Source organism: Bacillus sp. G402 (assembly GCF_051172515.1).
Classification (GTDB): Bacteria; Bacillota; Bacilli; order Bacillales; family Bacillaceae; genus Bacillus; species Bacillus altitudinis.
In genome coordinates, this window is record NZ_JBPIZC010000005.1 from 155,320 (window position 1) to 182,290 (window position 26,971).

A 26,971-nucleotide genomic window follows, 5' to 3' on the forward strand; every position below is an offset into this window, starting at 1 on the left:
CTGCACTCTTCCTTTCACAAGTTCATTTTGTCGTTATTTTGTGTGAAAGGCGAAAAAACATACAGATGATCTTTTATCTTCCGGTTTCTCTTTTGATCTCATGGGTCATTGCCCCGTCTTCATCCCACTTTACAGCACGGTAGATGGCATCATGATAAAACAAGTACCATGCATTGTTTTCTTCGGCGAATGCCTGCCATTTTTGCTTCGCCGGGATCGAGGTCATTGGATAATCATCGTATGCCAAGACCCAAAGCGGGTTTTTATGTGCGTGTGTCGGCATGATATCCGCTAAATGAATAGCTGTTTCTCCCTGACTTGTGAGCGTTAAGATGCTATGCCCATCGCTATGTCCACCTGTATGATGCAGGCGAATGCCTTCTGTTACTTCAATGCTATCTTCAAATGTCATGACTTGATCGGCAACAGGCTCCCAATTTTCTTTCCAATATGTATTTCTTGAGCGGATGTTCGGCGCTCTCATTTCGTCCCATTCAATTTTGGACGTGATGATTTTTGCCTGTTGAAAAACAGACACGAGCTCTTCGCCTTCACGTTTTGTCAGCCCGCTTGCATGATCAAAATGCAGATGAGTCATTAAGACGTAATCTATATCAGATGGGCGCAAACCGAGAGCCGCAAGTGATTCTTCTATTTTCGTTTCCTCTGTGACGCCATAATTGCGTTTTTGTTTCTCTGTCAGCTTCCCTGATCCGATGCCGGAATCTACTAACAGATGAAGACCGTTCCACCGTATGAGCATTGGATCACACCGTAATTCAATTTGATTTCGATCATTCACAGGGTATTTTTTTGACCATAATGGCTTTGGCACCACGCCAAACATGGCACCGCCATCCATGTGTGTATCTCCCCCATTTAACCAGAACAGTTCCATTTCACCTATTTTCATTGTCTCCATTGCTGTCATCCCTCCTTTTTCTATCGTAGCAAATACAAAGGAAAATCGCATGTGCTAATCTTTTATCAAAAAAAGCTGACTGCAATCGTTCGTTGCAGCCAGCTTTGTTCGCATGTTATTCAGGGAATTTTACTTCTGATCGATAGATCGGTTGTCCCATGGAAGAGAATTTCTCTTCATATTCTGTCATGACATTTCCTTCGAGGCCATCATCATGTAAATCAAGGCTCACATACGTTAAAAGGAGTCCGTAAGACGAAAAGCTTTTCAAGGAATATTCAAATAGTCCGCGGTTATCGGTTTTGAAATGTAATTCACCGCCTGGACGGAGGATCTGTTCATATCGCTTTAAAAAAGCTTTAAATGTCAATCTCCGTTTTTCATGCCTTGATTTTGGCCACGGATCAGAGAAGTTCAAATACACCCGGTCAATCTCATTTTCCGCAAAGACATCTGTTAGTGTCTCTGCGTTGATGTTTAGAAGCTTTACGTTTTCTACATCTGTTTCTTTGATTTTATCGACTGCCGTCACAATGACACTTTTAAATAATTCAATGCCGATATAGTTTATCTCAGGATGAAGCTTGCCCATTCCGGCAATAAAGCTCCCTTTTCCTGTACCGACTTCGATATGGATTGGATGATCATTTTCAAACAGCTCATGCCATTTCCCTTTGTATTGTTCAGGGTTGGCTAAAGCAATATGAGCATTTTCAGCTAAGTAATCATCCGCCCACGGTTTATGTCGCATTCTCAATTTGATACACCTCTATTTTCTTTACATTTTATCAAGATACCATGAAACATAAAGAGCCGCAAGACAGCATCTTATCCGCACATATGAAAAAGACCAGCTGCTAATTGGGCTGGTCTGCTTCATGTATAAAATCAAAGCTGAATGCACAGTTTAACCACATAAATGACACGCTTGAAAGGAGCATACGTATGGGATTAAACCGCCAACATCAGCTTCAATTAATCAAAGATATTTTAACTGATCACCAGCTGGATTGCTGCGGGACTGTTGCAGAATATGAACAGGTGGGACGCGTGATTCAATTAATGCTGGCAAAAGAAGATTTGGATGCTGACGTTCGTCAGCTACTAACAGATATTTATGATTACAGCCAAAAAGGCACTTCTGTCAGTTCAATTGATGCACATATCGAAGCGCATCAATCTCATCTATCTAACTGGGTCGAGAACATTCCACTGTCTTAATGGATGTTTAACCGTTTTAAGAGTGCATGTAGCTCGGCTTGCACTTCTTTTTGCGCCTTTTCATTTCCTTTTCTTTTATGCCAAACGACAAACGAGACGGTTTCAGCCAGCACATACCATGCCATGCGTTTTCGCAAGTTGTCGGTCAGCGGAGCACCATACATAGAGAGCCAGCTTTCCCAGTTCTCTTCTTCAACATAATGGTATAAGAGCGGTCCAAGATCAATCGCTGGATCCGCAATCATTGCCCCGTCCCAATCAATTAAATAGAGCTGGTTTTCATCTGTCAGCAGCCAATTATTATGGTTGAGGTCACAATGGCATACGACCTTATCCTCGTAATGAACTGCCTCCACATGTTTCTCTAAATACTGGATGGCACGCGTGATATCATGTGAGTCAATCTGCTCTTTTAAGATCGATGCCTTGAGATGCATCAAGATCGATGCCGGGTCAAGCGAGTGCTTTTCTAATCGTTTCAGCATATCGAGCAGCTCTTTTGATGTATGAATTTTTCTTAGCTGCTCCGCTACAGGACGGTCATTCATGTCCTTTGGCTTCAGCTCTCTGCCGCTCAGCCAGTGCTGTGCAGTGATGACATCCCCATTTTCCATCCGTTTTGTCCAGACAAGCTTCGGCACAATGCCTTCAGCTGACAAAACCGCAAGAAACGGTGACGTATTGCGTTTTAAAAATAGCTTTTGGTCATTGTGTGTTGCGAAGTACGCATCTCCCGTAGCGCCTCCAGCAGGAGAGATGTGCCATTCGCTACCTAATATTTGTCCCAACCAGTTCATATCAATTTTCAACCCATCATTTCTTAAAATATTTTAAATCATGCTTTTTTAGTCGACAAAATTCAGCCGATTGAGATCAATTGGCTGTTTATTTTTTATTTATATGATCATAAAAACAAAAAGGACAGCTATTGAGAATGAGATGCTAAACAATAGCCGTCCTTTAGATTTTATCGCTACCTTCTTATACTCGTCAAGCAAAACTAGAAAAACAGGACAAGAACCTTATGTAAAGGGAAGTCTTTTTTCATGTTTCTTTTGCTCGTGCGCACACTGGCTGCTTCTTAGCCACGTAATTTTAACGATCGCTCACTTGCCTTAACAAACACTGGAGTGGCGCCAATCACTTCTCCATCGGCATGAAATAGGATTTTTTCATCTGCCTCCAAGTAGGCTTCTTCATGCTGAAAAAGGGTGACTCCCTCCATTACAAGGTGCTTTTTAAAAACCATTGCACTTAAAAATAAGAGAACTTTCAATGGATTCAAATCCGTGACAACGAGCGTTTGAAATCCTGATTGCCTCGCACTCGCTTCCGGCGCTGCTTCCAGCCCGCCCCCATAGTAAGGGTGATTACATACGATCACAAACCACACTTGGCGAAAAACTTTTCTCTCATTTTCAATAAAAAGAGCAAGGTCAAACGGTTTGAATGACCATAACGAATGTAGAAAAGACAGCGGGTAGATGATAAAACCGAGTTTGAGTCGGTTGAGCCACTTTTTCCCTCTAAAATGGACCGTTCTCTTCAAAACATGCGCATCAAACCCAACACCAATATGATTGAGAAAAAGAACAGATTGCGGACTTTCTGCATGATCTTGAAAGGAACCGAGAGAAAATGTTTTCGTCAGCATCCTCTTTTGTTTTCTCACTTCTTTGATCACATCATGACGCTGGATGCCCAGCCCCTTCGCAGCATCATTCCAATGACCTGCTGGGACAAAGCTTAGCTGCACATGATCGATTTCTTTTAAACCATTTAGCACTTCATGAATTGTGCCGTCACCGCCAATGACGATCAACCGTTTCAATCTGTCGTCTTGCATAGCGCTAATCTGTCTCGCCAAAACTTCGGCATGTCCTTCATGCTGGGTAAGAAAAGATCTGTATGAGATCTCTACCTTTTGTAATTCTTTCTCTATGCTTCTCCAAGTGCGAAGTCCTTTTCCTTGTCCTGCTGCTGGATTGACGATAAAGTACCATTCATTCATATATTAGCTCCACTCAGGTCTCATTTTTTTGGTGACCTTGATATGCCTTTAATCGAGCCATTCCTGCCTTCTCTTGCTGTCTGATTCACCATAAGCGAGCAATGCCTTTGTCGCCTTAAATTGCTGGTGCTTTGTCGGCGCGGTGTTTTTCCGCTGCTTGTCAAACCAATCCTCCGCTTTCTTCTTATCGACAACCTCCATCCCGAATGGAACTTCGGGTAAATCAATATACGAGGTGCGACTGATGAGGATTTTTTTCACAGGAAGCTCTACACCACTTTGCTGTAAAATTTTTGACACAACAGTTCCAGAGCGAAGAAGGCTTGTACAAGGGTTTAAAACGGATTGAACAGCTTTTCCCGTCGCCCGCTTTTCCCAAAAACGTTCCTTCGATCCAATATATACGCTGTCTGGCTCTGCTTCTAAGAAAGATAAACAGATGACTTCAAGCGGCGTAATGAGCACTGGACACAATTCCATCTCAGCTTTTTGAATGAGCAGCACCGGCTTGTACATCACAAAATAAGAATCTGGCAGCTGCCTTGCAAGCATCCGCAGCTTTTCATCATATCGAATGTGGTGAGAGACAGTTGAAATATGAGAAATCGTCGAGCTGGCCCATTTTAACTGAACATCGTAAAGATGATCTTTAAAAAAGTGAATCAGCTTCGTTTCATCGGTAGGAACGTTTGTAAAAACACCTTGTTCTATATCTGTTGGCTCGTTAAAAAGACTCAGGTCACGTTCCTTTTTCATATCGGCTTCTTTTTGCTTTCTTTTTAAGGAGAATTTCTTTCTCTTTTCTTCCTCTTGCTCAGGTGCTTGCTCGGTGGCTTGGTCAGCCTGCTTTTGCACCTGCTCTTTGGAAGCCTTTTTTAACTCGTCCCATCTTTGTTTTTTCAACCGAATAAACTGATTGATGTAATGATGCGGGTCTTGTTCATATCGTGATATATAATCTTGGATTTTAATAATTTGCGCCATCTGCTACTCACTCCAACCTCTAGAATCATTTATGTAGTGTAAATTGTTTGATCGCGTGATAACGTGGGGTTTCTTTTAGACGAATTTCAAATAAAGCGATACTAGAAACCTCCATCGAATATGGTTCTTTCCGTAAGGGCGCTTGTTCTATATAGGACTGTTCTCTATTCCATTTGCGCGCAATCGTCATATGTGGATGAAAGGGTCTCTTTTCGACAGGATGACCTGCTGTCAAAACGGCTGCTTTCACCTTTTCTCTTAGATCCATCAAAGGCTTACTTTCATTAGGCTTTGCAAAAAAGACTCTCGGGCGCTCCTTTTGACCAAATACCCCTACTTCATTCAGCTTCAGCGGGAAAGCAGACACCTCATGAGACAGCTGTGCAAGTAGCTCAGAAATCTTATTTAAACGATCCTCTGGAATCGCGCCTAAAAACACAAGGGTGACATGATAATCAATAGGTGCTGTCCATTTTTGAAAGGAAAGTCCGCTCCTCTTGTCTATATCCGCTTTTATTTGATGCGCAAGTTGTTCAGGGATTGGAATCCCGATAAAATAATGACGGCTTTCAGTCATATCTTCACCTGTCCTTTTTAACAAACTTTACGAATCCCCATTGATGATAGTATAACTAAAGTAATGCGGAATGAGAAGAAAGGGTGTCACATGATGAAGGTTGCACAAAATATAGCTGAATTAATAGGTCATACACCACTTGTAAAATTACAGCGCCTTCAGCCAGAACATGGCGCTGCTATTTATTTAAAATTGGAATCATTTAATCCTAGCGGAAGTGTAAAAGATCGGGCTGCTTACAATATGATCCTTGAGGCAGAAAAACAAGGAAAACTCACAAAAGGGGCAACGATTATTGAACCAACAAGCGGGAATACAGGAATTGGCTTAGCGATGAACGCTGCAGCAAGAGGCTACAAAGCCATTCTGATCATGCCTGATACGATGACCCAAGAAAGAATCAATATTTTAAAGGCATACGGCGCACAGGTCGTCTTAACCCCGGGGGAGGAAAAAATGCCAGGCTGTATTCGCAAGGCAGAAGAATTAGCTGCTCAAATTCCTAACAGCTTTATTCCCATGCAATTTGACAATGGTGCGAACCCCGATGCTCATAGAGGGACAACGGCTGTAGAAATTATCGATGCAGTGCAACAGATCGGGCAGCCGCTTGCCGCTTTTGTCGCAACTGCTGGAACGGGCGGAACCATTACAGGCACTGGAGAGGAACTCAAAAAAGCATTCCCGGAATTGACGATACATGTGGCAGAGCCAAAGGGGTCTCCTGTTTTATCAGGCGGGAAACCTGGCAAACATAAGCTTGTTGGCACAAGTCCAGGATTTATCCCACAAATTTTAAACGAACAGGTGTATGATGAGATTGTGCAAGTGAGTGATGAAGATGCTTACGACATCACACGAAAGCTCGCCCGTCTTGAAGGTATTTTAGTCGGTCCATCATCTGGCGCGGCATGCTATGCAGCCATTGAAGCAGCCAAGCAAATGCCAAAGGATCACATTGTCATTTGTATGACAGCAGACACGGGTGAACGTTATTTATCAAGTGATGTGTTTCAAGATTAAAAAAGGAACAGGGCATATGCTCCTGTTCCTTTTTCTTCGTTTCATATGAACAACTCCTACAAGACCGTCTTGACCTCAGTCTGTTCGCCTGTCACAAGCAAAACTTGTTCATCAGTGAGCGGGCATAAAGAGAGCGTATTTTGATCTTTCTCTATGATATGCTGCGCGGCTTCACCTAAATAAGGATTGTTTATATGCGGTACTGGATAGCTGCTAATCTCATTGAATCCTTCAAAGGAAGATAATTCTAGCGCTTTCTCCTGATCATCCATCAGTGAGATGTATTCAATGCTTGGCGCCATGATAATACTCCCCGCAGATTCTCCGATATACAGCTTGCCTTTGCCGATCTCTTCTTTCAATACACGATCGAGCCCGTGCTTTCTTAATTCTTGTAGCAAATAAAAGGTATTGCCGCCAGATACATACATGACATCATTCTTTCTAATGATCTGTGTGATCTCCTGAACCGTTTGCCCGGTCAGTTGAACAGTCTCTACACGCATTTCTAATTGATGAAAGGCTTCTTTTGCTGCATCGACATAGTGCGTGACTTCTTCCACTTCACTGGCTACCGGAATGAATGTCACACTTTTTCCTTTTAAGGTGTCGCCTGCAAAGTCAGACAAGAGAGAATAGCTGTCTTTGAATGAAGAGCATAAGAACATTTTTTTCACGGTGAATCCCCTCTTCTCTTTCCTTTTTTATTTCGCCAATTCATACATGGCTTGTGCATATAGCGCAGTTGCTCGTAGTAAATCATCGATTTCGATATATTCATCCTTTTGGTGTGCGCAATCAGGTCTTCCAGGGAATAGAGGGCCAAAGGCAACACCTGCTTCTAATGACCTTGCATACGTTCCTCCCCCAATCGCAATAAGATGGGCAGGATCTCCTGTTTGTTCTTCGTAGACACGCTGTAATGTTTTCACAAGTGGATGGTCTTTTGAGACATGATGAGGCGGACTGTCATCAAATTTCTCAATCGTTGCCCCTTTTATTCGTTCAATCCCTTTTTTGACTTCCTCACCGTCCGCTGTTACGGGATAGCGGACATTCAGTCCAAGCTTCGCTTCTTCGTTTTGCGAATAGCGGATTGTGCCAACATTCAAGGTCAAGTCACCACTAATATCATCTTTACAAGCGATGCCGAGTTTTTGTCCTCTTGTGTCTTGATCAAATAAGGCATTAATTTGTGATGTAAAAGCGAGCCCTCTTTCATCTAATTCATGCGCACATAAGAAATTCGCCATATGAATGCCCGCATTTGTGCCATTCGCCGGCTCCATTGCATGAACTGATACACCTTTTAATGTGAATGTAAGTCCATCTGCTGTATGGTTTGTCTCACCGGTTAACTGATTTTCCGCAAGATAGGCTGCAAAAGCCGTTTTTAAGGCTTCAGCATCGTGATCGTTTGCTGCTGCCACAATTGCGCGAGCCTCATCTGGGACCATATTGAGACGCATGCCTGATGTGAATTGCTTGAGGATGTAACGCTTGTTTTCTTCTGATTGTTCGTATGTAAAGGATACGATGGCATCTATGATCCCTTTTTCAGCATGAATAATTGGAAAATCAGCATCTGGTGCAAAGCCAATTTGCGGCATCGCCTCATGCTTGAAATAGTGATCGACGCATCTCCAATCGCTTTCTTCATCTGTGCCAATGATGATTCGAATCTTTTTCGACAGCGGCAGACCGGCATCTTTTAACATTTTCAATGCGTAAAACGCCGCCATGGTCGGCCCTTTATCATCAATGGCTCCTCTTGCAAAGATTTTATTTTCTCTTATGTCCGCTGAAAATGGCGGGGTTGTCCAGTCGTCTCCCGCAGGCACGACATCCACATGGCATAGCACACCGACGATATCTTCGCCTTCTCCATATTCAATATGACCAGCATAACCATCAACATTTTTCACTTTGAAGCCCTCGTCCTGCCCTTTTTTGAGCATATACTGAAGAGCCTCATCCACTTTTTCACCGAACGGTTTTCCTGCTGTGCCGCCTTCTTCATCCAAGACACTTTCAATTTGTAAAAAAGATTGTGTATCCTGAATCAAATTGTCTTTTTTTCGTATGACTTCTGCTTCCCAATTCATTTTTCCATTCCTCCTTGAAAAAAGGTTGCAATCCACCCTTAAAACGAATATTATATTAAGTGTTTTGTAATAATGTTCGTAAATGGAGGATTTTATGTTTCAGTTAAAAGAGAACCAAACCAATATAAAGAAAGAATTACTCGCTGGTATGACGACATTCTTTACGATGGTATATATTGTAGCCGTCAATCCAGGAATCCTTTCAGATGCAGGCATTCCTTTTGACCAAGTCTTTACTGCAACCATTATCGCTGCTGTTGTCGGTACCCTCTGGATGGCACTCTTTGCAAACTATCCGATTGCCATTGCACCAGGTATGGGGCTGAATGTCTATTTCACCGTCACTGTTGTCGGTGGCGGGGGTCTCAGCTATCAAACAGCATTTAGTGCGGTATTTGTTGCTGGAATACTCTTTATCATTTTATCGTTAACATCCCTTAGAAAACAACTCATTGAGGCGATTCCAGATAATTTAAAGTACGGGATTACAGCAGGTATCGGACTATTTATTGCATTCATTGGGCTAAGACAGTCTGGAATCATCACTGCTGATCCACAAAACCTTGTGAAGCTTGGCAATTTAAGCTCACCTGTTGTCATTTTGACACTCGTTGGTTTAATGATTTCTGTCATATTAATGGTTCTTCAAGTGAACGGAGCGCTGTTTATCGGCATGTTAGCAACCACGTTAATTGCACTTGCAACAGGTCAGCTTCATTTTCCTAAAGTGTTAGTGGATACCCCAGCACTGCCTGAAGGAATGCTGATTACAAATCCATTCGCTGCGTTTGGCGATGTATTTTCCCATCACTTGTATGCTGTTGTCTTCTCCTTTTTACTTGTAACAATTTTTGATACAACAGGAACAATGATAGGGGTTGCGGAACAAGCAGGTTTAATGAAAAATGGTCAGCTCCCAAAAGTACGCAGAGCCTTACTTGCTGACTCTGCTGCGACGACAATTGGCTCAATGTTTGGAACAAGCCCAACCACAGCTTACATTGAATCCTCATCAGGAGTTGCCGCTGGTGGAAGAACTGGACTGACCTCTTTAACTGTTGCTGCATTGTTTATTGTGGCCTTGTTTTTTGGTCCACTCATTAAAGTCATTTCGGCTTTACCGTCCATCACTTCACCTGTCTTAATCATTGTCGGCTGTTTGATGATGAATTCAGTGTCACGTATTCGCTGGAATGAGCTTGACGAAGCATTTCCTGCTTTTCTTGTGATTCTTTCCATGCCGCTGACATCTAGCATCTCTACAGGAATTTCACTAGGATTTATTTCATATCCACTTGTGAAGCTGGCAAAAGGAAAATGGAAAGAAGTGCATATTCTTGTGCTCATTTTTGCCGTCTTATTTTTCGTGCAGCTCTTTTTCTTAGAAGGATAACCAAAATAAAAAGACACATTTCTCATTTGAATGTGTCTTTTTTGTATGAATGATTTTTTATTTTGTAAATTTTCTGTGTTTATTTTTTGATCTTTCTCAAGTGGCAATTTTCTTTATACGCCTTGTGTTTATTGGGTTGTAACCGGATTCAAATCATGATATATACCATAATTTCATTCATGAAGACAAGTTTAAAAACACGTAAAGTTGACTTTTTGGTGGAACTAGATGCATAATAACGTGTATAATAGAATAAAACATTAAGAAACACGAACATTTACCATTGTTGCATGTCCTTATGTCGCAGTTTTAGTGTAGTAAGTTGTGGTTAGTCAAGTCCATCCGATCTTATTGATAGGGAGTGGTTTTTTGAAACCTTCAACAAACCGTATGATGACTCGAATAAAATCAGTTTATATGTTCATTCAAGAGAAAGGTCTTGTGACGACACAAGAACTGGTTGATGAATTCGGGATCACACCTAGAACCATCCAAAGAGACTTAAACGTGCTTGCCTATAACGATCTTGTTCATAGTCCAAGCAGAGGCAAATGGGAAACAACGAGAAAAAAAGTAAAAATATCATCATAAGCGAATAATGAACTTCCATATAACAAAAAGAACCGGCGGTCGCCGGTTCTTTTCATTTTCTCTATATTAATCACGATTGATTAAGCTGTCTAACTCTTCCTCCGTCAATTCACGGTATTCTCCGGGCGCCAAATCTTCGTCTAATGAAACAGCCCCCATCGAGAGCCGTTTTAAAAAGATCACTTCATTGCCCACTGCTTGTGCCATCAGCTTCACTTGATGGTACTTCCCTTCTGTAATCGTTAAACGGATTCGTGTATCTGCCTCTTGGTTGGCATCTACTTCAACCTTCGCCGGCTTCGTTCGGTAGTCGTCTAAAATCACAACTCCCTCTTCAAGACGAGTGATGTCTTGATCTCCAAGCGGGTATTTTAGATGAACTTCATACGTTTTCGGGACATGCTTTTTCGGAGATAACAATTGATGAGCAAGCTGACCGTCATTTGTAAGGAGGAGGAGACCAACTGTATCCTTATCCAGTCTCCCTACAGGGAATGGCTCCCTTGCAATATCCTCTGGCTCTAGTAGATCAACAACCGTCTCATCTCGCAGATCCTCCGTTGCTGAAATGACACCGTCTGGCTTGTTCATCATGAGATAAATGAATTCTTTATACTCTACACGCTCTCCATGCACGAGCACTTCATCATTTGTTGGATCGACATGATCTTTCACCTGCTTCGCCACTTCTCCATTCACTGTGACGGCCCGGGCCTTGACCAGCTTCTTTACATCTTTCCTTGAACCAAAGCCGGTATTGGCCAGCAATTTATCAAGCCTCATGCTTCTCCACCTCTTCTTAACTCTTTTTTCTTAAAAATGACGGCATCCGGCTGCCAAGTACACGCTCTAACAATCCAACTTTATAAGATAAGAACATATACACACCGCCGCCAGTGATCATTGAAATCAAAATAACAATACCAGCTTGTACGATTCCACCTTCATATGAAATGACTTGACTCACAAGCTGACATGTCACATAAGCCACTACAGCCATGATTGCCGTTAAAATACCAATTAAAATAAACCGTTTGAAAATCCTGCGGAACGAATAGCCTGCATGGCGTTTGATCATGATGAACATATACAAAATCGAGGCACTGTAGCCTAATGCCGTTGCAAGCACAGAACCGTTTCCTTGCAGCCAGCTAATCAGCGGGATATTGAGAACCGTTTTAATGATAATCCCTAACAAAAGACTGACGATCGCAAATTTTTGTTTGTTAATCCCTTGTAAAATCGCTGCGTTAATGGTGAATAAAGAAAACAGTAACGCAACAGGTGCATACCAAAACAAAATAGAAGTCCCAATCTCAGGATGCACAGACGGATAGAAAAACCAATAAACTGGTCCAGCCAATGCCGAAATACCAAATGAAGCAGGCAACACGAAGAATAAAATGACCTGCATCGTTTGATCAATTTGCCGATTCAGCAGCTTGTAATTTCGCGCTGTAAAGGATTCCGTTATGGTTGGAATCAATGTTAAACCAAATGCAGTTGCAAGTGACACAGGAATCATGACAAGCTTCGGTAAATATAACGTCACAATAGACAGAACCGCTGTACTAATATCCTGATGTCCTGATGCAATCATCGCTCTGTTAATTGTATTTGTATCAATATAAGAATAAATCGGAATGGCAAGTCCAACAAACACATAGGGTGCTGCATAACTGAAAAGCTCTGTAAACATTTGCTTATAAGATAATCCAGAATAGTCCCCTGTATTCGGCTGCATTGCCAAAAGCCGATCTTTCCGCTTCAGCCAATATAAATAAAGCGTAAATAGACCGCCAAACGCACCAATGAGTGCGGCAAATGTGGCATAACCAACCGCAATAACAAGACCGCCGTCAAGCACTTTTAAAATGATAAACGTCGCTGTTAATAGGAAGATGATTCTGACAAGTTGTTCGATGACTTGGGAAACAGCTGTCGGGCCCATCATCGAGTGGCCTTGGAAAAACCCTCGCACAAGACTCATAATGGGTACAACCAATAGACCCAAACTGACCATCCGAATCACATAAACCACTTGATCAACCGTCAAACCGCCAGTTTCATTCGATCCTCCAAGCTGAATCTTGGCAAAGATCGGTGCGGTCAAATATAAAATAGAAAAGGCGATAATACCGGTGACAAGCATGACCGACATACCCGCCCTGAACATTTTTCTTGTTGTCTCATAATCGCCGATTGCATTATATTTAGAGACGAATTTCGATACCGCTGTTGGAAAACCGAGCGTAGCAATACTTAAAAAGATCGTATACTGATTGTATCCATATTGGAATAGCGCACCACCAGTCGCTCCGACCATTGCGCTAAATGGAATTAAGTAAATCATACCAAGAATACGAGAGAGATAAGTCCCTATCGTTAAAACCAACGTACCACGAAGCAGTTTATTAGACATGCGCTTAACCACCATTTTTCTAATGAATATTCAACTTAACTATTTTAACACATCATTTCATCGCACAGGTAACAAATCCAATACAGAAGTCACAAAACCAATCAATTCATATTTCAGCCTTCCCCAATCTTCGTTATAATAGAGACATGACTGAAAGTAGAAAGAGGAATGTAACATGAAACATTATGATGTCATTGTCATTGGCGGTGGACCTTCTGGACTGATGGCCGCGATTGCATCGGCAGAACACGGTGCATCGGTTCTGTTAATTGACAAAGGAAACAAACTTGGCAGAAAGCTCGCCATTTCTGGCGGTGGACGCTGCAATGTGACCAATCGCCTTCCAGTAGAAGAAATCATCAAGCATATTCCCGGAAACGGCCGTTTTCTATATAGTGCATTTTCTGAGTTCAATAACGAGGATATTATTTCGTTCTTTGAAAATCTAGGTATTGAACTAAAAGAAGAAGACCATGGACGTATGTTCCCTGTCTCAAACAAAGCACAATCTGTTGTGGATGCCCTATTGGATAGGCTCCGCGTGCTCAATGTGACCATTCGAACGAATGAAAAGATTAAAACCGTTCTGTATCAAGACGGACAAGCTGCTGGAATTGTTACAAATAATGATGAAAAAATTTCAAGTCATGCCGTTGTCATTGCTGTTGGCGGGAAAAGTGTGCCGCATACAGGCTCTACTGGCGATGGCTATGCATGGGCAGAAGCCGCTGGTCATACCATTACAGAGCTCTTCCCAACAGAAGTACCCGTCACGTCTGACGAGCGTTTTATTAAGGACAAAGTGCTTCAAGGTCTTTCATTAAGAAGTGTGGCCGTGAGTGTTTTAAATAAAAAAGGAAAACCCGTCGTCACTCATGTCATGGATATGATCTTTACACACTTTGGCTTATCAGGTCCTGCCGTTCTGAGATGCAGCGGATTTGTTGTGAAGGAACTGAAAAAGCAACCGGCCGTCCGTCTTCAAATTGACTTATACCCAAAGCTCAATGACGAGGAGCTATTCCAAAAGCTTCATCGCGATCTAAAAGATGAACCAAAAAAAGCCATTAAAAATGTCCTGAAATCTTGGATGCAAGAGCGCTATTTATTGTTCCTTTTAGAACGAAATGGCATTGATCCGCAGGAGACATTTTCTGGTCTCGCTAAAGATAAACTACGCGCTTTTGCTCATGATTGTAAACATTTCATCGTCCATGCAAATGGGACGCTTTCTTTAGATAAAGCCTTTGTTACAGGAGGCGGCGTTTCTGTCAAAGAAATTGAACCGAAGAAAATGGCATCCAAAAAAATGAACGGTCTTTATTTCTGCGGAGAAATTTTAGATATTCACGGTTACACAGGCGGTTACAATATTACGTCAGCACTTGTGACAGGCAGATTAGCGGGCATGAATGCCGCACTAGAAGTAAAGGGGAGATTCCAATGATTAGACGCGCACTTCCGATTGTCCTTGCAGTTGTCATTAGTTTGACAGCCGCTTTCTTTATGAAGCTGTCCATTACCCCGTTAAAAGTCGCCATTGTTTTAGCGTTTACGATTTTCGCTGTTTGTTTAAAAGAATATGTCTACCGTCTGCGCAAACGAATTGAAGAAAAGTCATCTTCACATATCGATGGTTGATAAATGGAAGGAAAACATGTTACGGTAAAATAGAGGTCGAGTGAGAAACTCGCCTCTTTTTGTTTGAAAATAGTTGAGACAGGGGATATTAAATTAAATCCTCTGCTTAAACGTGTAGAACAACAGGAGAGTGAGATGGTGTGAAAAACGTATCAAGTGTATTTTGGATTGTGATTGCTATCACATTTATTGCCGTTCTATGGGGAGCCCTTTCTCCAGAAACGCTACAAAATGTGACAGATCAAATTCAAACATACATTACAAATGACTTTGGCTGGTATTATTTATTAGTCGTATCGCTGCTAGTCGGCTTTTGTCTATTCTTTATCTTTAGCCCTATCGGAAAAATTACGTTAGGAAAGCCAGGTGAAGAGCCTGAATTTGGTCTTTTTTCTTGGTTCGCCATGCTGTTTAGTGCTGGAATGGGCATTGGGCTTGTTTTTTACGGAGCCGCTGAACCGATCAGTCACTTTGCCATTCAATCCCCAACAGGCGAGACGGAAAATGCACAAGCCTTCCGTGATTCCCTTCGTTATACCTTTTTCCACTGGGGACTTCATGCATGGGCCATTTATGCAATTGTCGCCCTTTGCATTGCATACTTTAAATTTAGAAAAGATGCACCTGGATTAATCAGTTCCACCTTATACCCAGTATTCGGAAACAGAATTCATGGATGGATTGGAAAAACCATTGATTGCATCGCAGTATTTGCAACGGTGGTCGGTGTAGCTACTAGTTTAGGACTGGGTGCCGCACAAATTAATGGCGGATTAAACTATTTATTTGGAATTCCAAATAACTTCCTGACTCAGCTCATCATTATTGCAATCGTCACGGTCCTGTTCCTTCTCTCTGCTTGGAGCGGTATTGGTAAAGGGATTAAATATTTAAGTAACACAAACATGATTCTTGCTGCTTTACTCATGATCTTTTTACTCATTGTTGGACCAACTGTGTATATTTTAAATTCATTTACTGATTCAATCGGTCAATACTTATCAAATATTGTACAGATGAGCTTTAGATTATCACCAAATGATCCTGAAAAGAGAGAATGGATTAATGGATGGACCATCTTCTATTGGGCATGGTGGATCTCTTGGTCGCCATTTGTCGGTATTTTTATTGCAAGGGTTTCACGCGGGAGAACCATTCGAGAATTTTTAATTGGTGTCTTAGTGGCTCCTTCCATCCTCGTGTTCCTTTGGTTCTCAATCTTTGGTGTATCTGCGATGGACTTGCAACAGAACAATATCGTCGATGTTGCAAACATGTCTACTGAAACGATGCTGTTTGGTGTTTTAAATGAATACCCACTCGCCATGATTACATCCATTCTGGCACTGATTTTAATTGCGGTATTCTTTATCACATCAGCAGACTCAGCTACATTCGTTCTCGGAATGCAGACAACCTATGGATCATTAAATCCAGCGAATAGTGTAAAGATCAGCTGGGGTATTATCCAGTCAGCAGTAGCGGCAGTGCTCTTATTTTCAGGCGGTCTTCAGGCCTTGCAAAACACAGCCAAACTTGCTGCTTTACCGTTCTCTGTTGTCATCATTTTAATGATTGTATCCCTGTACAAATCATTAAATGAAGAACGAAGAGCGATTAAACAAGCAAATAAGTACAATAAACCAAGAAGTCCAAGAGTAAAAAAAGCATAATCATCACAAGAGAAAAGTCGTTCCTCATCCGAACGGCTTTTTTTCTCGTTGAAATAATTGAAGATTGTCATGACATCGTGTATTCCGATAAAATAGTGTTGAATCATCACTTTTCTACATAATGGAGGTTTATATGACGTTACCTACGTTCAAGTACAACCCAGACCCAGTTTCATTACATGTAATTAAAAAAGAGCAGACGATATGCCCCGTTTGTGAGAAAGAACGAGATTATGTATATCATGGTCCTTTTTATTCTGTTGAAGACGTTTCTGGCATTTGTCCTTGGTGCATTAAAGATGGATCAGCTGCTCAAACATATAATGGAATGTTTCAAGACGATGTGAGTTGTGATGACGTCGATCATGAAGAATATATAGATGAACTGATCTACAGAACGCCGGGTTACCGCGGATGGCAGCAGGAATATTGGTTAAGCCATTGCGGGGATTTTTGCGCGATTGTGCAGTATGTTGGTTGGAAAGAAATTGAGCATTTAGAGGAAGAACTCTCAGAGGATATTGAAGAGATTTGCAGTGGTGGACATTTCACAAAAGAGAACCTGAAACAATGGCTCGTGAACGGAGGAGACTTGCAAGGCTATCTCTTTCAATGCGTTCACTGCAAAAAGCATCGTTTACATATTGACGCTAGTTGATCATGTCAAAAAGGACCTTTATTTTAGCCCTTTTTCTTTTCAGCGTGATAGAAAACCTTTGCAGACTAGGAAGGACGAGTACTGGCGCGGAGCGAATTTCACATTCGTGAGCACCAGCACGCAGGACTGCGGGCGAATGCGAGGGTTTGTCTACACGCTGAAAGGACCTTTCAGCAGGTCCTTTTATTTTTTATATAAAATGAGCGCTGAAAAACAGTAGAGCTGCTCTCCTCCTTGCTCACATATCACCGCCACATTGTATTTAATGTCAATAATTTGGTCGTCGTCCATTCCTTTTAAAAAAAGATTGATTTCGCTTTGCAAATCTTTCTCGTGTTCTTCATCAAATACAGCTACCTTCAGCACATATGTCACTCTCCCTTCTCTTGCTACTCTATTTTTATGCAAATAGAGACGGACATATGAACAAAAAAAGCCTTCCATCTTGTCGATGAAAGGACTTCTTTTTACAGCTTCGGTTTTGTTTCTCCTGTCCATGCAAGCATGCCGCCAACGACATTGGTTGCTTGATAGCCTTGGTCTTCTAAGAAATAGCAGACATTCTCACTGCGTTTACCAGAACGGCAAATAATATAATACTCTTGCGTCTTATCAAACGCATCTAGCTTCTCAGGAATATCGCCCATTCGAATATGGACTGCCTCTGGAATCATGCCTTCTGCTACCTCTTCATCCTCACGCACATCGACGAGTTGAATGGCTTCTTCTTGCTCTAGCTTTTGCTTTAATTCTTCTATTGAAATTTCTTTTACTGACACGACTCTCATCTCTCCTTTTATTCACGGTGACACCATTATAGCAAATCATACACATCACTGCGTATTCACCCGCTTGGATTGAAGGAAAGACGGGAATCGTTTCTTCACATCAACTGCCGGCTGCTCGCTTTCAAACTCTATCTTTTTAAACACTTGATAGGCTAGCCACATGTGGCCATATGCGAGAATGCTGATGCTAAAAAACGGCACGATCCCTGGCAAATAAGCAAATAGGATAAAGAGAATAGCCGAGAAAACGAGCATAGAGAGCGTATATTGCAAATACGAGATGCCAAGCAGAAGGGAAAATTTCAAATAAAGACGCTTTTTCCAATCATAATGAGCCAGCAGCGGAAAGATATAAAACAAGCTGACAATAAACAGAAAACCAAAGATATAGATCGCAAAGCGAAGCACGTGTAAAAACCAACTCGTTGGATAAATATAAGCAAGGTCTACATAAATAATCGTCCCGATGGTGACCAGCACCACTCCAATGACATTAGAGCGTACAAATTCTTCGCGGTATACTTTCCAAAAGGTTTGAAAGACGCTGACTTGCTCATGCCCTTGTATCCACTTTCTCATCACAGAAAATAACGCTGTTGTTGCAGGCATGAAGCCAAAGATTCCAAGCCCAAGTAAAGTGAACAAAAGCCATAACAAATTCGTATAGGCGAGTCTCATCACCCACTCACACATACGCAGCATTCTGCTCATTGATCCATCATGATCCATCTCTCGTCCCTCCTCTCTTTCTCGTTACACCGTCTCTTTTTGAAACAATTCTTCTATTTCAATCGGGCGTTTTTCTGCAACTGAGCGCCACATGCCTTCGCCAAGTGCAATGGAATAAGCACCCGCCTCTGCTCCTGCTGAAATGTCATAAGGAATGAGCGGATCTTTTCCTAAAAATAAATCTGCTAATAATAGCGGATCTCCACCTCCATGACCACCTGATTGCTTCACAACTTCAATCGTTTCTTTTCCACCAAACATCGGGTAGTATGCAATTGTCTGTTCAGGGAATTGAAAAGGGATTCTCGATGGCACATGAAACTCATTTGTTTCAATCCGTCCCTTCGTCCCGTTAATCGCAAGCCGGTAGCCTTCATATGGCGCTGAAAATTGAATCGAGTAACTTAACAAAGCCCCCTGATCATAAGCCACTGACGCCACGTATGTATCCTCAATATCAATTTCTTGATCAAAAATACAGGCATCCGGGCGATAATTCGAGTATTGCTTTGACTGCTGCTCACCTGATTCAATATGGTCATCCTCCACCTTTGTGCGCTCTACCCGCGGATTCCACCTTGCTTCATAATGACAGGTATCTCTTACATGACAGGTTCCACAATATCGATTCTCTTCACCCTGCAAAGGATTCCAAGGACTTTCATCCCCATAATAATTCAGTGCGCCATAGGCAAATACTTGCTTCGGCTTTTGATCAATCCACCAGTTGACCAAGTCAAAGTGATGGGTCGATTTATGAATAGACAGACCGCCTGAATATTGACGCGAGCGGTTCCACCTTTTAAAATAACTGGCTCCGTGATACGTATCAATGAGCCAGCTTAACTCAACAGACGTGACCCTTCCAATCTTTCCATCTAAAATAAGCTCTTTTATCTTTCGGTGGAATGGATTGTAGCGATAATTAAAGGTGACGGTGACCTTCCCTTTGCTTTCTGCCTCTTTTTCCATCACCTGTTTGGCATCTTTTGCTGTTGTGACCATCGGCTTTTCCGTTATGACATCCAGATCATGATCCAGTGCCTGCAGGATATATGTGACATGTGTATCATCTCGCCCCGCCACAATGACGATATCTGGTCTTGCTTCCTTCACCATCTGACCAAATGCATCCTCATGAAAAAATGAGACTCCCCTTAGTGATGGAAAACGCTCCTGACAAAGTGTATACCGCTTCTCATCTACATCTAGGAGCCCTGTAATCCTGTAATGCTCATTGAAATCCTCGGTGAGCGGTTTGATAAACATATTGAAAGCACGGTGACTGAGCCCGCAAACGGCGACCCTTTTCACATTCCCCACCCCTTTTTCTATTGGTTTTCACGAAGCTGCTTCATGAGAGACAGTGCCTCTTTAGATTTCTCCGCATACACAGGTATGAAGGCGACCATATCTCGGTGTAATCGAAAGGTATAGCCATTTAGCTGCTTTGTTCCTTTCTTGATTTGGACCGCATAATCGACTGTATTTCCCGTCTTTGCATCTTCCACCGTATATGGTCCTTCCCCTTCGCCATCTACCCGCATCTCTTCAAGCAGCTGAAAGCTTTCAGGATCATCATATGTTCTAAACATTTCTTCCGGGACAAACATCACGTCCCCCTCTTTTGCAGTTATTTCAACAAGAAGTTTTTCAGGAATTGCAGGGAAGATGTGAACGTCGTATGTCTCCTGATTTGGTTGAAAAGCTTTCTCCACTAATTGGTCTTTCATTGCTTTTGACATGTCAGAAAAAATAAGGACATCAATCCCCTCTGTTTTCCCCTGACAGGCGGACAAATAAAAGGCAGCGATGAAGCTGAGGAGCCATGCCGCAGCCCTTTGATGCCGCCTCATACCTTTTGAAACACAGACAGCTTTTCTAGTTCAGTTAACGCCATAATAAAAGCGCCTGCTCCATGCAAATCATTCGTGCTCCGCTCTCTGCCAACGTAATAATCATAAAAACCCGCAGATGTTCCAATACAAATATCGTTCACTGTAAAATCGCCGTTGTCTTTTTCCTCCGTTTTATACTGAATCAACCCTTGATACGCTTTGACCACATGATCAACATATCGAAGACTGACATATCCTTCATTCATGGCTTTTGCCATCGCATATATGAATAGACATGACCCTGAGCTTTCAAGCCAGTTGTCGCTATGACTTCCTTTATCAATGATTTGATGCCATAGACCCGTTTCGTCGTCCTGATATTTTGCCACACTTTCCAGCATATCTGTCAGTGTGTCCTTCCACACTTTTCGTCCTTCATGTCCTTCTGGTAAATCTTCGATCATATCGGCTAACGCAAGGACATACCAGCCAAAGGATCTTGCCCAAAATTCTGGGGAACAGCCCGTCTGTTGATCAGCCCATGGCATCACTTTCCGCTCATCCCATGCGTGATAGTAAAGGCCCGTTTTTTCATCTTTGGTATGCTTTCTCATGAGATGCTCTTGATGGATGACCATGTCCACCAGCTCCGATTCTCCTGTCAACTGGGCATACTTTAAAGCAAAAGGCCCACCCATATAAAGACCATCTAGCCACATTTGATAAGCATAATTGTCTTTATGCCAGAAACCGCCCTCAGACGTGCGATTCAGCGTCCGGTAAAGCCCCCGAAGCTTTTCCGCTGCCTTCACATACCGCTTCTCTCCCGTTCTTTCAATCAGCGGGAATAAAATGAGCCCTGCTTGAATGGCATCAAGCTCGTCTCTGCGGAATAACAGATTCCCATGGTCATCAATGAGTGAGTCAGCATAATTTTTCACATAATCAAAGTACGCCTCGTTTTCTGTTGCTTCGTAAAGCTTCATCACTCCGCAAAGGAAAACCCCTTGATGATAGTGCCACCTTCCAGCTGGCGGAAGTTCAATCGGTGTATACGCTTTCATTATTGTTTGTGCTAATTTCTCTGCATGCTCAAGCGGTGATCCCTTTTCAATCGATAATGTCATTGGTCTTCATCTCCCCTTTTAATAAATCCCTTCTTCTCCAAACTTCTTCGCTAAACGGTTTGCCATCATGACCAAAATAAGTCCAACGGCTGCTTTAAATAAACCAACAGCAGTACTATAGCTGAATTGCCCTTGCTTCAGACCAGCTGTATACACATACGTATCAAAAATCTCTGCAACTTCCCTGTTGGTCGCATTGAGTAATAAATAGACATGTTCAAATCCAAGCTCTAATGTATCACCGATTTTTAAAATGAGCAGTACAACAATGACACTTTTAATCGCAGGAAGGGTGATGTGCCACATTTGTCTAAGTCTGCCGGCTCCATCCATTTTTGCTGCTTCATATAGCTGCGGATCCACTGCTGTAATCGCCGCAAGATAAATAATGGTTGACCAACCCGCTTCTCTCCAGATTACCTGCAAAATGTACATGGGTCTAAACCATTCTTGACTAAGAAGGAAGTTAATCTTTTCTCCTCCAAAGAAAGCAATCAATTCATTGATTAACCCGCCATCTACCGTTAACAAAACAAAAGATAAGGACACGACAATCACCCATGACATGAAGTGAGGAATATAAATCATTGTCTGAACAAATTTCTTAAACAGTGCCAATCTGACCTCGTTTAAAAGAAGGGCTAATAAGATCGGAATCGGAAAGAAAATCACGACATTCATGGCAAATAAAATGAGCGTATTTTTTAATAAGATGAAAAATGTTGGTTCTGTAAATAAGCGAATAAAGTGTTTGAAGCCAACCCACTCACTGCCAAGAATCCCGAGAAACGGCTGGTAATCTTGAAAGGCAATGATCAGCCCCCACATAGGGACATATTTAAAGACAAGAAAATAAAGGAGCCCTGGCAAAATCATTAAATACAGAAATTTTTGACTAAGTAATTGGTTAAGTAAGCGCTTTCTCTTTTCTTTTTTCAAAGCTGCCGCAGGCACACCCTTGGCAGTGACATCCTGTGTTTTCACAGATAAAGCCTCCCCTCATGCTGATGCATGTGTTAACTGTATCTTAAGGATGAAAAATCCGTCTACAATCATATCATCAGATCATATTTACTCAGGGGAAGCTACTCAAAACGTTACATAAAACATAAGAAAATGATCCTAATCTCAGAAAATGATTATTGACAAACCTACCAGATTTTTGGATTAATAAACTAAGGGGAAAAGATTGTTTCGTTTGAAATGGGGGGTTTTATGAAAAGAAAGCAGTATAAATTTTATTACAAGCTGGTGACGTTTTTTTTCGTGCTTAGTACAATTCCTGTTATTATTGTCGGTATTTTTTCTTATCAGCATTCGCAAAAAACTGCACTCGAAAATATTTCAAATGAAAAGCTGGACAGCGTCAAACAAACGCAATCCAATATTGAGCATATTCTAAAGACAGTAGATCATTCTCTCACTCACTATGTCAGTTCGCCGCCTCTCCTTCAAACACTGGCAGAACCTTTAAATCCAGACCAATTCCAACTTTATAATCAAGTCCAGCAAGAACTGAATTACCTACAAACCTTCGACACTGATCTCTCCAATATTACACTTGTTAGTAAAATGGAAGATTGGTATATGAACAATTCTGGTCTTTATCATGTCTCAAACGGGGATCAAGAGAAAGCGTTAACCTCTTACCTCAATATTCCGAGTCATTCCAGCTGGGCACTTGAAGAAAATAATCCACTTGTCTCAACAAAAGAAGGAAAGACATCCTTTTGCAAATACAATGTGAATTTAATCAAGCAGCTGCCGATGAATAGTGTCCAAAAAAAGGGGATCGCCGTCGCCAGCATTCCAAGCTGCGTGATTGCTGACAACATGCCTGACTTCTCTCAATCTGATAGTATGTTTGTCATTGATACAAACGGAAAAGTGCTGCTACATAATCGAAAAGAACAAATTGGTGACTCGTTAAAAAATCAAGATTTCGTCAAACATGTCCTGTCACTTGAAGAACGATCCGGACAATTTGATATGAAAATCGATGAACTAAACTATCAAATTACGTTTCAAAAATCAGATTATAACGAATGGACATACTTATCCTTTGTCTCCATTCCAGAACTAAAGCAGCAAACGAAATCAATCGGGTGGATCACCTTTATTATTTGCTTTATTTTGTTAGCGCTTTCATTATTATTTTCATGGTTTGGCTCTAGACACTTTTATAAACCGATTCGCTTATTATACGAATCCTTTGCACGTAATGAGTCGTTTTTGCATAAACAGCCTTTCCAAAATGAATTTGAGCTCATCGAATCGAGCATTAAACAAATGAAAGATCAAAACAATGATCTAGAGGAACGGATTGAACAGCAAGTAACACACTTACAGCAATACTTTATGGTGCGGCTGCTGCTTGGCAAGCTGACGGAAGAAGAGATTCACAACCGATTTCAAAGTCTAGGCTTTCCTCGTGACTGGTCCCATTTATCCATGCTTGTGACCCAAATCGATACACTAAAAGGAACGCCGTATGAAAAAAAGGATGCAGACTTGCTTTTATTTGCGATAAATGGACTGATTGAGCAGATTATTCCGCTAGAGGAGCACCTTCAGCCGACCGTTGTCAATCAGCATCAAACGACGATTGTCCTCAATCAATCGAAGTCAGAAGAGAAATTTACTGAATATTTAAATCAATTAGCCGAAACAATTCAGCAGCGGATTGAGGAAGAGCTGGGCTTGTCGATCAGCATTGGGATCAGTCGCTCATTTAAAGAGCTCTCTATGGCCAAACATGCTTATATTGAGGGAAAAGAAGCCTTAAAATACAGGCTCAAAGCAGAGAAAAAATCCATTCTTTTATACGAGCATATTCAGCAAGGAAAGACGTTTAAGACTCATTTCCCAAAACAACTGCAGCATGATTTATTTGATGCCATTAAAGCAGGCGATCAAGGCAAGGCAGATCACTATTTACATGTCCTTCTGCAATCCATTTTTTCTAAAAATGCGGGACCACATGAGTACCAGATTGCTCTCGCTCGTTTTTTAAACAATCTCATTGAGCTGATGCATTTGCTAGGCATTGAATTGTTTGAAGTCGAAGATAATAAAATGCTCTATGATACGATCTTTGAGTTTAAAACGTTTGAAGATACAGAAGCGTGGCTGAAACATGAGATCATTCGACCCATCATTAATCAGCTCGGCGCGCGTGAAGACTCTCAATATAAAAATATCTCAGAGAAAATCATTCATATCATTCATCAAGAATTTGACTCAGATCTGACATTGGATGAAATCGCTACACGCCTGCACTACAATCCAAATTATTTAAGTAGTATTTTTAGAAAAGAAATGGATATCTCCTTTAGTGAATATCTCTCGTCTTACCGACATCATGTCGCCAAAAACTGGTTGGTGGAAACGGATATGTCGGTGAAAGAAATTTCGGAAAAGCTAAAATATAAAAATCCGCAAAATTTCATCCGCTCCTTTAAAAAGCTGGAAGGCACGACGCCTGGGAAATACCGTGATCAGAAAAAAGGCACATAAAGAAAAGTCCCGCTCTCACAAGAAGCGGGACTTTTTTATTTAAACTGTTCATTTAGGATACTGTCTTCCAGCACTGAAAGCGGCTCGCCATACACTCGTTCAATATGGGCTGCCCCCCAATCACATAACGCATTTAAAATTCGCTCAAGTGACTGTCCGTATTCACTTAATTCATACTCCACTTTAGGCGGCACTTGTTCATATACAATGCGGTTAATCACACCGTCATTTTCAAGCTCTCGCAGCTGCTGTGTGAGCATTTTTTGCGTGATATTTGGCATGAGGCGCTTCAGTTCACTCGTCCGCTTTTTCCCATGTGTTAAATGACATAAAATGACACACTTCCATTTCCCGCCGATCACTTCAAGCGTTGCTTCCACAGAGATATTATATTTCTTCTTTTCCAACGTCTCTTCACTCCTTTTGATGCTGAACAGGCACTTTTTAGTACCTATATTACAAAAAAGTACGTACTTTTTTTTCTGTCATCTATGTTAGATAATAACTCTTGCCGATCGGCTTCGTCTATTAAAATGTCATGAAAGAAGGATGTGAATCACGATGCAAAACAAACAAAATCACTTTGCCCTTCTCGCACTAGCGATTAGTGCATTTGCTATAGGTACAACTGAATTTATCTCTGTAGGTCTCCTACCGATGATCTCAGAGGACTTTGGCGTGAGTGTCAGTCAGGCCGGCTGGACTGTTTCTTTATATGCGCTCGGTGTTACCTTTGGCGCACCAATTCTAACCTCCCTGACTTCCGCTATGAACAAAAAGACATTGCTTTTGCTCATTATGCTCGTCTTTTTGATCGGAAATACACTCGCCACGATTGCCCCAACTTTTTCTGTGCTCTTAATCGGACGAGTGATTTCAGCCCTATCACATGGCGTATTTATGTCGATTGGCTCAACCATTGCCGCAAGCCTTGTGGTGAAAGAAAAGCGGGCAAGCGCTATTGCCTTTATGTTCACTGGTTTAACAGTCGCTACTGTGACCGGTGTGCCATTCGGTACGTTTCTTGGTCATGAGCTCGGCTGGCGGACGTCATTTGGTGTGATTGTCATGATTGGCCTAATCGCACTGATTTCTAACTATTTCCTTGTTCCGTCTCAATTGAAACAGGGCGTGAAAACAACGTTTAAGGATCAAGCAGCCTTATTAAAGACGAAAAGAATTTTGCTTTTATTTGTCATTACTGCTACAGGGTATGGAGGAACTTTTGTCGTCTTCACCTATTTATCCCCTCTCTTGCAGCATGTGACAGGTCTTGCGCCTGAAACAGTTGCCTTGATCCTGCTGTTATACGGGATGACCATCGCCGCTGGGAATGTCATTGGCGGAAAAGCAGCGAATAAACAGCCAATGAAGGCACTGATTTATATGTTTATCATTCAAAGTCTCATCTTGTTTATCCTTAGCTTTACTGCTGGATTTATGACACTCGGGATTGGAACTGTGATGCTGATGGGACTGTTTGCTTTCATGAATGTACCCGGCCTTCAAGTTGCCGTCGTTGATTTTGCAGAAAGGTATACACCTGGAGCTGTCGACGTTGCTTCCGCTCTGAATATCGCTGCCTTTAATGCAGGTATCGCCATTGGTTCATTTTTAGGCGGCATCGTGACAGATACCCTTGGGCTTGTGCATACTGGCTGGGTTGGCGGCATCATGGTGCTCATGGCTGCCTTACTCACAATGGTGAGTCATCAAATCGAACAAAAAGAATACAAACAAACCATGTAAAGG

General features: G+C 41.8%; 28 protein-coding genes. 10 read left to right on the top strand and 18 right to left on the bottom strand.

The annotated features are described in order from the left end of the window. Nucleotides 1-73 precede the first annotated feature (73 nt). Together ACSBQP_RS17845 and trmB are read right to left on the bottom strand one after the other, a co-directional pair. Nucleotides 74-922, bottom strand: coding sequence for a YtnP family quorum-quenching lactonase (locus tag ACSBQP_RS17845; protein ID WP_394157553.1), 849 nt, complete (start codon nt 920-922; stop codon nt 74-76). Nucleotides 923-1,037: 115 nt separating this feature from the next. Next, nucleotides 1,038-1,679, bottom strand: a complete 642-nt coding sequence (gene trmB / locus ACSBQP_RS17850) for a tRNA (guanosine(46)-N7)-methyltransferase TrmB (protein WP_255835800.1) — start codon at nt 1,677-1,679, stop codon at nt 1,038-1,040. A gap of 188 nt (nt 1,680-1,867) precedes the next feature. Here trmB and ACSBQP_RS17855 point away from each other — a divergent pair, with 188 nt between their 5' ends. Continuing rightward, the gene (locus tag ACSBQP_RS17855) at nt 1,868-2,143 is read left to right on the top strand and encodes a YtzH-like family protein (RefSeq protein WP_017358323.1); all 276 of its coding nucleotides are present in this window, start codon (nt 1,868-1,870) and stop codon (nt 2,141-2,143) included. Here ACSBQP_RS17855 and ACSBQP_RS17860 read toward each other — a convergent pair. The 4 genes from ACSBQP_RS17860 to thpR form a co-directional block, all read right to left on the bottom strand. Continuing rightward, a complete protein-coding gene (locus ACSBQP_RS17860; protein ID WP_170916852.1) occupies nt 2,140-2,940 on the bottom strand; it encodes a phosphotransferase family protein in 801 nt (266 codons plus the stop codon). The genes ACSBQP_RS17855 and ACSBQP_RS17860 overlap by 4 nt on opposite strands. Before the next feature lie 284 nt (nt 2,941-3,224). Continuing rightward, nucleotides 3,225-4,154 carry a YegS/Rv2252/BmrU family lipid kinase gene (locus ACSBQP_RS17865; protein WP_019743712.1) on the bottom strand — a complete coding sequence of 310 codons (930 nt, stop codon included), beginning with the start codon at nt 4,152-4,154 and terminating at the stop codon, nt 3,225-3,227. A 48-nt stretch (nt 4,155-4,202) separates the two neighbouring features. Further along, on the bottom strand, nt 4,203-5,138 hold the full coding sequence (locus ACSBQP_RS17870; RefSeq protein WP_156060264.1) for a hypothetical protein: 936 nt from the start codon (nt 5,136-5,138) through the stop codon (nt 4,203-4,205). 25 nt (nt 5,139-5,163) lie between these two features. Further along, entirely contained in the window at nt 5,164-5,715 is a 552-nt protein-coding gene (thpR, locus tag ACSBQP_RS17875; RefSeq protein WP_156060413.1) for an RNA 2',3'-cyclic phosphodiesterase, read from the bottom strand. Between the two features lie 93 nt (nt 5,716-5,808). Between thpR and cysK the strand changes: the two genes are divergently transcribed. Then, nucleotides 5,809-6,738, top strand: coding sequence for a cysteine synthase A (gene cysK, locus ACSBQP_RS17880; protein WP_039964135.1), 930 nt, complete (start codon nt 5,809-5,811; stop codon nt 6,736-6,738). Between the two features lie 56 nt (nt 6,739-6,794). Here the strand turns inward: cysK and ACSBQP_RS17885 are convergent, their stop codons facing one another. Both ACSBQP_RS17885 and pepV read right to left on the bottom strand, forming a co-directional pair. Then, complete coding sequence (locus tag ACSBQP_RS17885; protein ID WP_046344245.1) at nt 6,795-7,415, bottom strand: Type 1 glutamine amidotransferase-like domain-containing protein; 621 nt, start codon at nt 7,413-7,415, stop codon at nt 6,795-6,797. Nucleotides 7,416-7,442: 27 nt separating this feature from the next. After that, entirely contained in the window at nt 7,443-8,843 is a 1,401-nt protein-coding gene (gene pepV / locus ACSBQP_RS17890; RefSeq protein WP_148780133.1) for a dipeptidase PepV, read from the bottom strand. A gap of 94 nt (nt 8,844-8,937) precedes the next feature. Between pepV and ACSBQP_RS17895 the strand changes: the two genes are divergently transcribed. Next, a complete protein-coding gene (locus ACSBQP_RS17895) occupies nt 8,938-10,236 on the top strand; it encodes an NCS2 family permease (protein WP_035391080.1) in 1,299 nt (432 codons plus the stop codon). Between the two features lie 369 nt (nt 10,237-10,605). Next, complete coding sequence (locus ACSBQP_RS17900; protein ID WP_008356419.1) at nt 10,606-10,827, top strand: DeoR family transcriptional regulator; 222 nt, start codon at nt 10,606-10,608, stop codon at nt 10,825-10,827. A gap of 66 nt (nt 10,828-10,893) precedes the next feature. On the opposite strand, the gene ACSBQP_RS17905 is transcribed toward ACSBQP_RS17900, so the two are convergent. Next, nucleotides 10,894-11,610 carry a pseudouridine synthase gene (locus ACSBQP_RS17905; protein ID WP_017367874.1) on the bottom strand — a complete coding sequence of 239 codons (717 nt, stop codon included), beginning with the start codon at nt 11,608-11,610 and terminating at the stop codon, nt 10,894-10,896. 16 nt (nt 11,611-11,626) lie between these two features. Next, on the bottom strand, nt 11,627-13,249 hold the full coding sequence (locus tag ACSBQP_RS17910) for a putative polysaccharide biosynthesis protein (RefSeq protein WP_019743707.1): 1,623 nt from the start codon (nt 13,247-13,249) through the stop codon (nt 11,627-11,629). 175 nt (nt 13,250-13,424) lie between these two features. Here ACSBQP_RS17910 and ACSBQP_RS17915 point away from each other — a divergent pair, with 175 nt between their 5' ends. The 4 genes from ACSBQP_RS17915 (at nt 13,425) to ACSBQP_RS17930 (ending at nt 17,221) form a co-directional block, all read left to right on the top strand. After that, nucleotides 13,425-14,696, top strand: a complete 1,272-nt coding sequence (locus ACSBQP_RS17915; protein ID WP_435028685.1) for an NAD(P)/FAD-dependent oxidoreductase — start codon at nt 13,425-13,427, stop codon at nt 14,694-14,696. Next, nucleotides 14,693-14,890, top strand: a complete 198-nt coding sequence (locus tag ACSBQP_RS17920) for a hypothetical protein (RefSeq protein ID WP_019743705.1) — start codon at nt 14,693-14,695, stop codon at nt 14,888-14,890. The genes ACSBQP_RS17915 and ACSBQP_RS17920 overlap by 4 nt, the downstream gene beginning before the upstream one ends. Nucleotides 14,891-15,030: 140 nt before the next feature. Next, entirely contained in the window at nt 15,031-16,563 is a 1,533-nt protein-coding gene (gene opuD / locus ACSBQP_RS17925; protein WP_217816475.1) for a glycine betaine transporter OpuD, read from the top strand. Nucleotides 16,564-16,696: 133 nt separating this feature from the next. After that, complete coding sequence (locus ACSBQP_RS17930) at nt 16,697-17,221, top strand: CbrC family protein (protein WP_017358334.1); 525 nt, start codon at nt 16,697-16,699, stop codon at nt 17,219-17,221. A 183-nt stretch (nt 17,222-17,404) separates the two neighbouring features. On the opposite strand, the gene ACSBQP_RS17935 is transcribed toward ACSBQP_RS17930, so the two are convergent. From ACSBQP_RS17935 to ACSBQP_RS17965, 7 genes are all read right to left on the bottom strand, one after another. Further along, on the bottom strand, nt 17,405-17,587 hold the full coding sequence (locus ACSBQP_RS17935; RefSeq protein WP_003217582.1) for a sporulation protein Cse60: 183 nt from the start codon (nt 17,585-17,587) through the stop codon (nt 17,405-17,407). A 101-nt stretch (nt 17,588-17,688) separates the two neighbouring features. Then, complete coding sequence (locus ACSBQP_RS17940; RefSeq protein ID WP_017358336.1) at nt 17,689-18,000, bottom strand: rhodanese-like domain-containing protein; 312 nt, start codon at nt 17,998-18,000, stop codon at nt 17,689-17,691. A 54-nt stretch (nt 18,001-18,054) separates the two neighbouring features. Beyond that, complete coding sequence (locus ACSBQP_RS17945) at nt 18,055-18,738, bottom strand: YesL family protein (RefSeq protein WP_046527550.1); 684 nt, start codon at nt 18,736-18,738, stop codon at nt 18,055-18,057. A 24-nt stretch (nt 18,739-18,762) separates the two neighbouring features. Further along, nucleotides 18,763-20,052, bottom strand: coding sequence for a Gfo/Idh/MocA family protein (locus tag ACSBQP_RS17950; RefSeq protein ID WP_045034175.1), 1,290 nt, complete (start codon nt 20,050-20,052; stop codon nt 18,763-18,765). A gap of 17 nt (nt 20,053-20,069) precedes the next feature. Continuing rightward, nucleotides 20,070-20,594: a hypothetical protein gene (locus tag ACSBQP_RS17955; protein ID WP_052320999.1), complete on the bottom strand. Its 525-nt coding sequence runs from the start codon at nt 20,592-20,594 to the stop codon at nt 20,070-20,072. Further along, nucleotides 20,591-21,703 (bottom strand): glycoside hydrolase family 88/105 protein, encoded by a 1,113-nt coding sequence (locus ACSBQP_RS17960; RefSeq protein ID WP_039168377.1) that lies wholly within the window; start codon nt 21,701-21,703, stop codon nt 20,591-20,593. Before ACSBQP_RS17960 ends, ACSBQP_RS17955 begins: the two co-directional genes overlap by 4 nt. Before the next feature lie 18 nt (nt 21,704-21,721). After that, nucleotides 21,722-22,687 (bottom strand): ABC transporter permease, encoded by a 966-nt coding sequence (locus ACSBQP_RS17965; protein WP_008343019.1) that lies wholly within the window; start codon nt 22,685-22,687, stop codon nt 21,722-21,724. Nucleotides 22,688-22,918: 231 nt separating this feature from the next. On the opposite strand from ACSBQP_RS17965, the gene ACSBQP_RS17970 reads away from it, so the two are divergent. Next, nucleotides 22,919-25,219 (top strand): helix-turn-helix domain-containing protein, encoded by a 2,301-nt coding sequence (locus ACSBQP_RS17970; RefSeq protein WP_435028686.1) that lies wholly within the window; start codon nt 22,919-22,921, stop codon nt 25,217-25,219. Between the two features lie 35 nt (nt 25,220-25,254). On the opposite strand, the gene ACSBQP_RS17975 is transcribed toward ACSBQP_RS17970, so the two are convergent. Next, complete coding sequence (locus ACSBQP_RS17975) at nt 25,255-25,626, bottom strand: winged helix-turn-helix transcriptional regulator (protein WP_008343017.1); 372 nt, start codon at nt 25,624-25,626, stop codon at nt 25,255-25,257. A 154-nt stretch (nt 25,627-25,780) separates the two neighbouring features. Here ACSBQP_RS17975 and ACSBQP_RS17980 point away from each other — a divergent pair, with 154 nt between their 5' ends. Next, nucleotides 25,781-26,968, top strand: a complete 1,188-nt coding sequence (locus ACSBQP_RS17980; protein ID WP_048003495.1) for an MFS transporter — start codon at nt 25,781-25,783, stop codon at nt 26,966-26,968. The last annotated feature ends 3 nt before the right edge of the window (nt 26,969-26,971 follow it).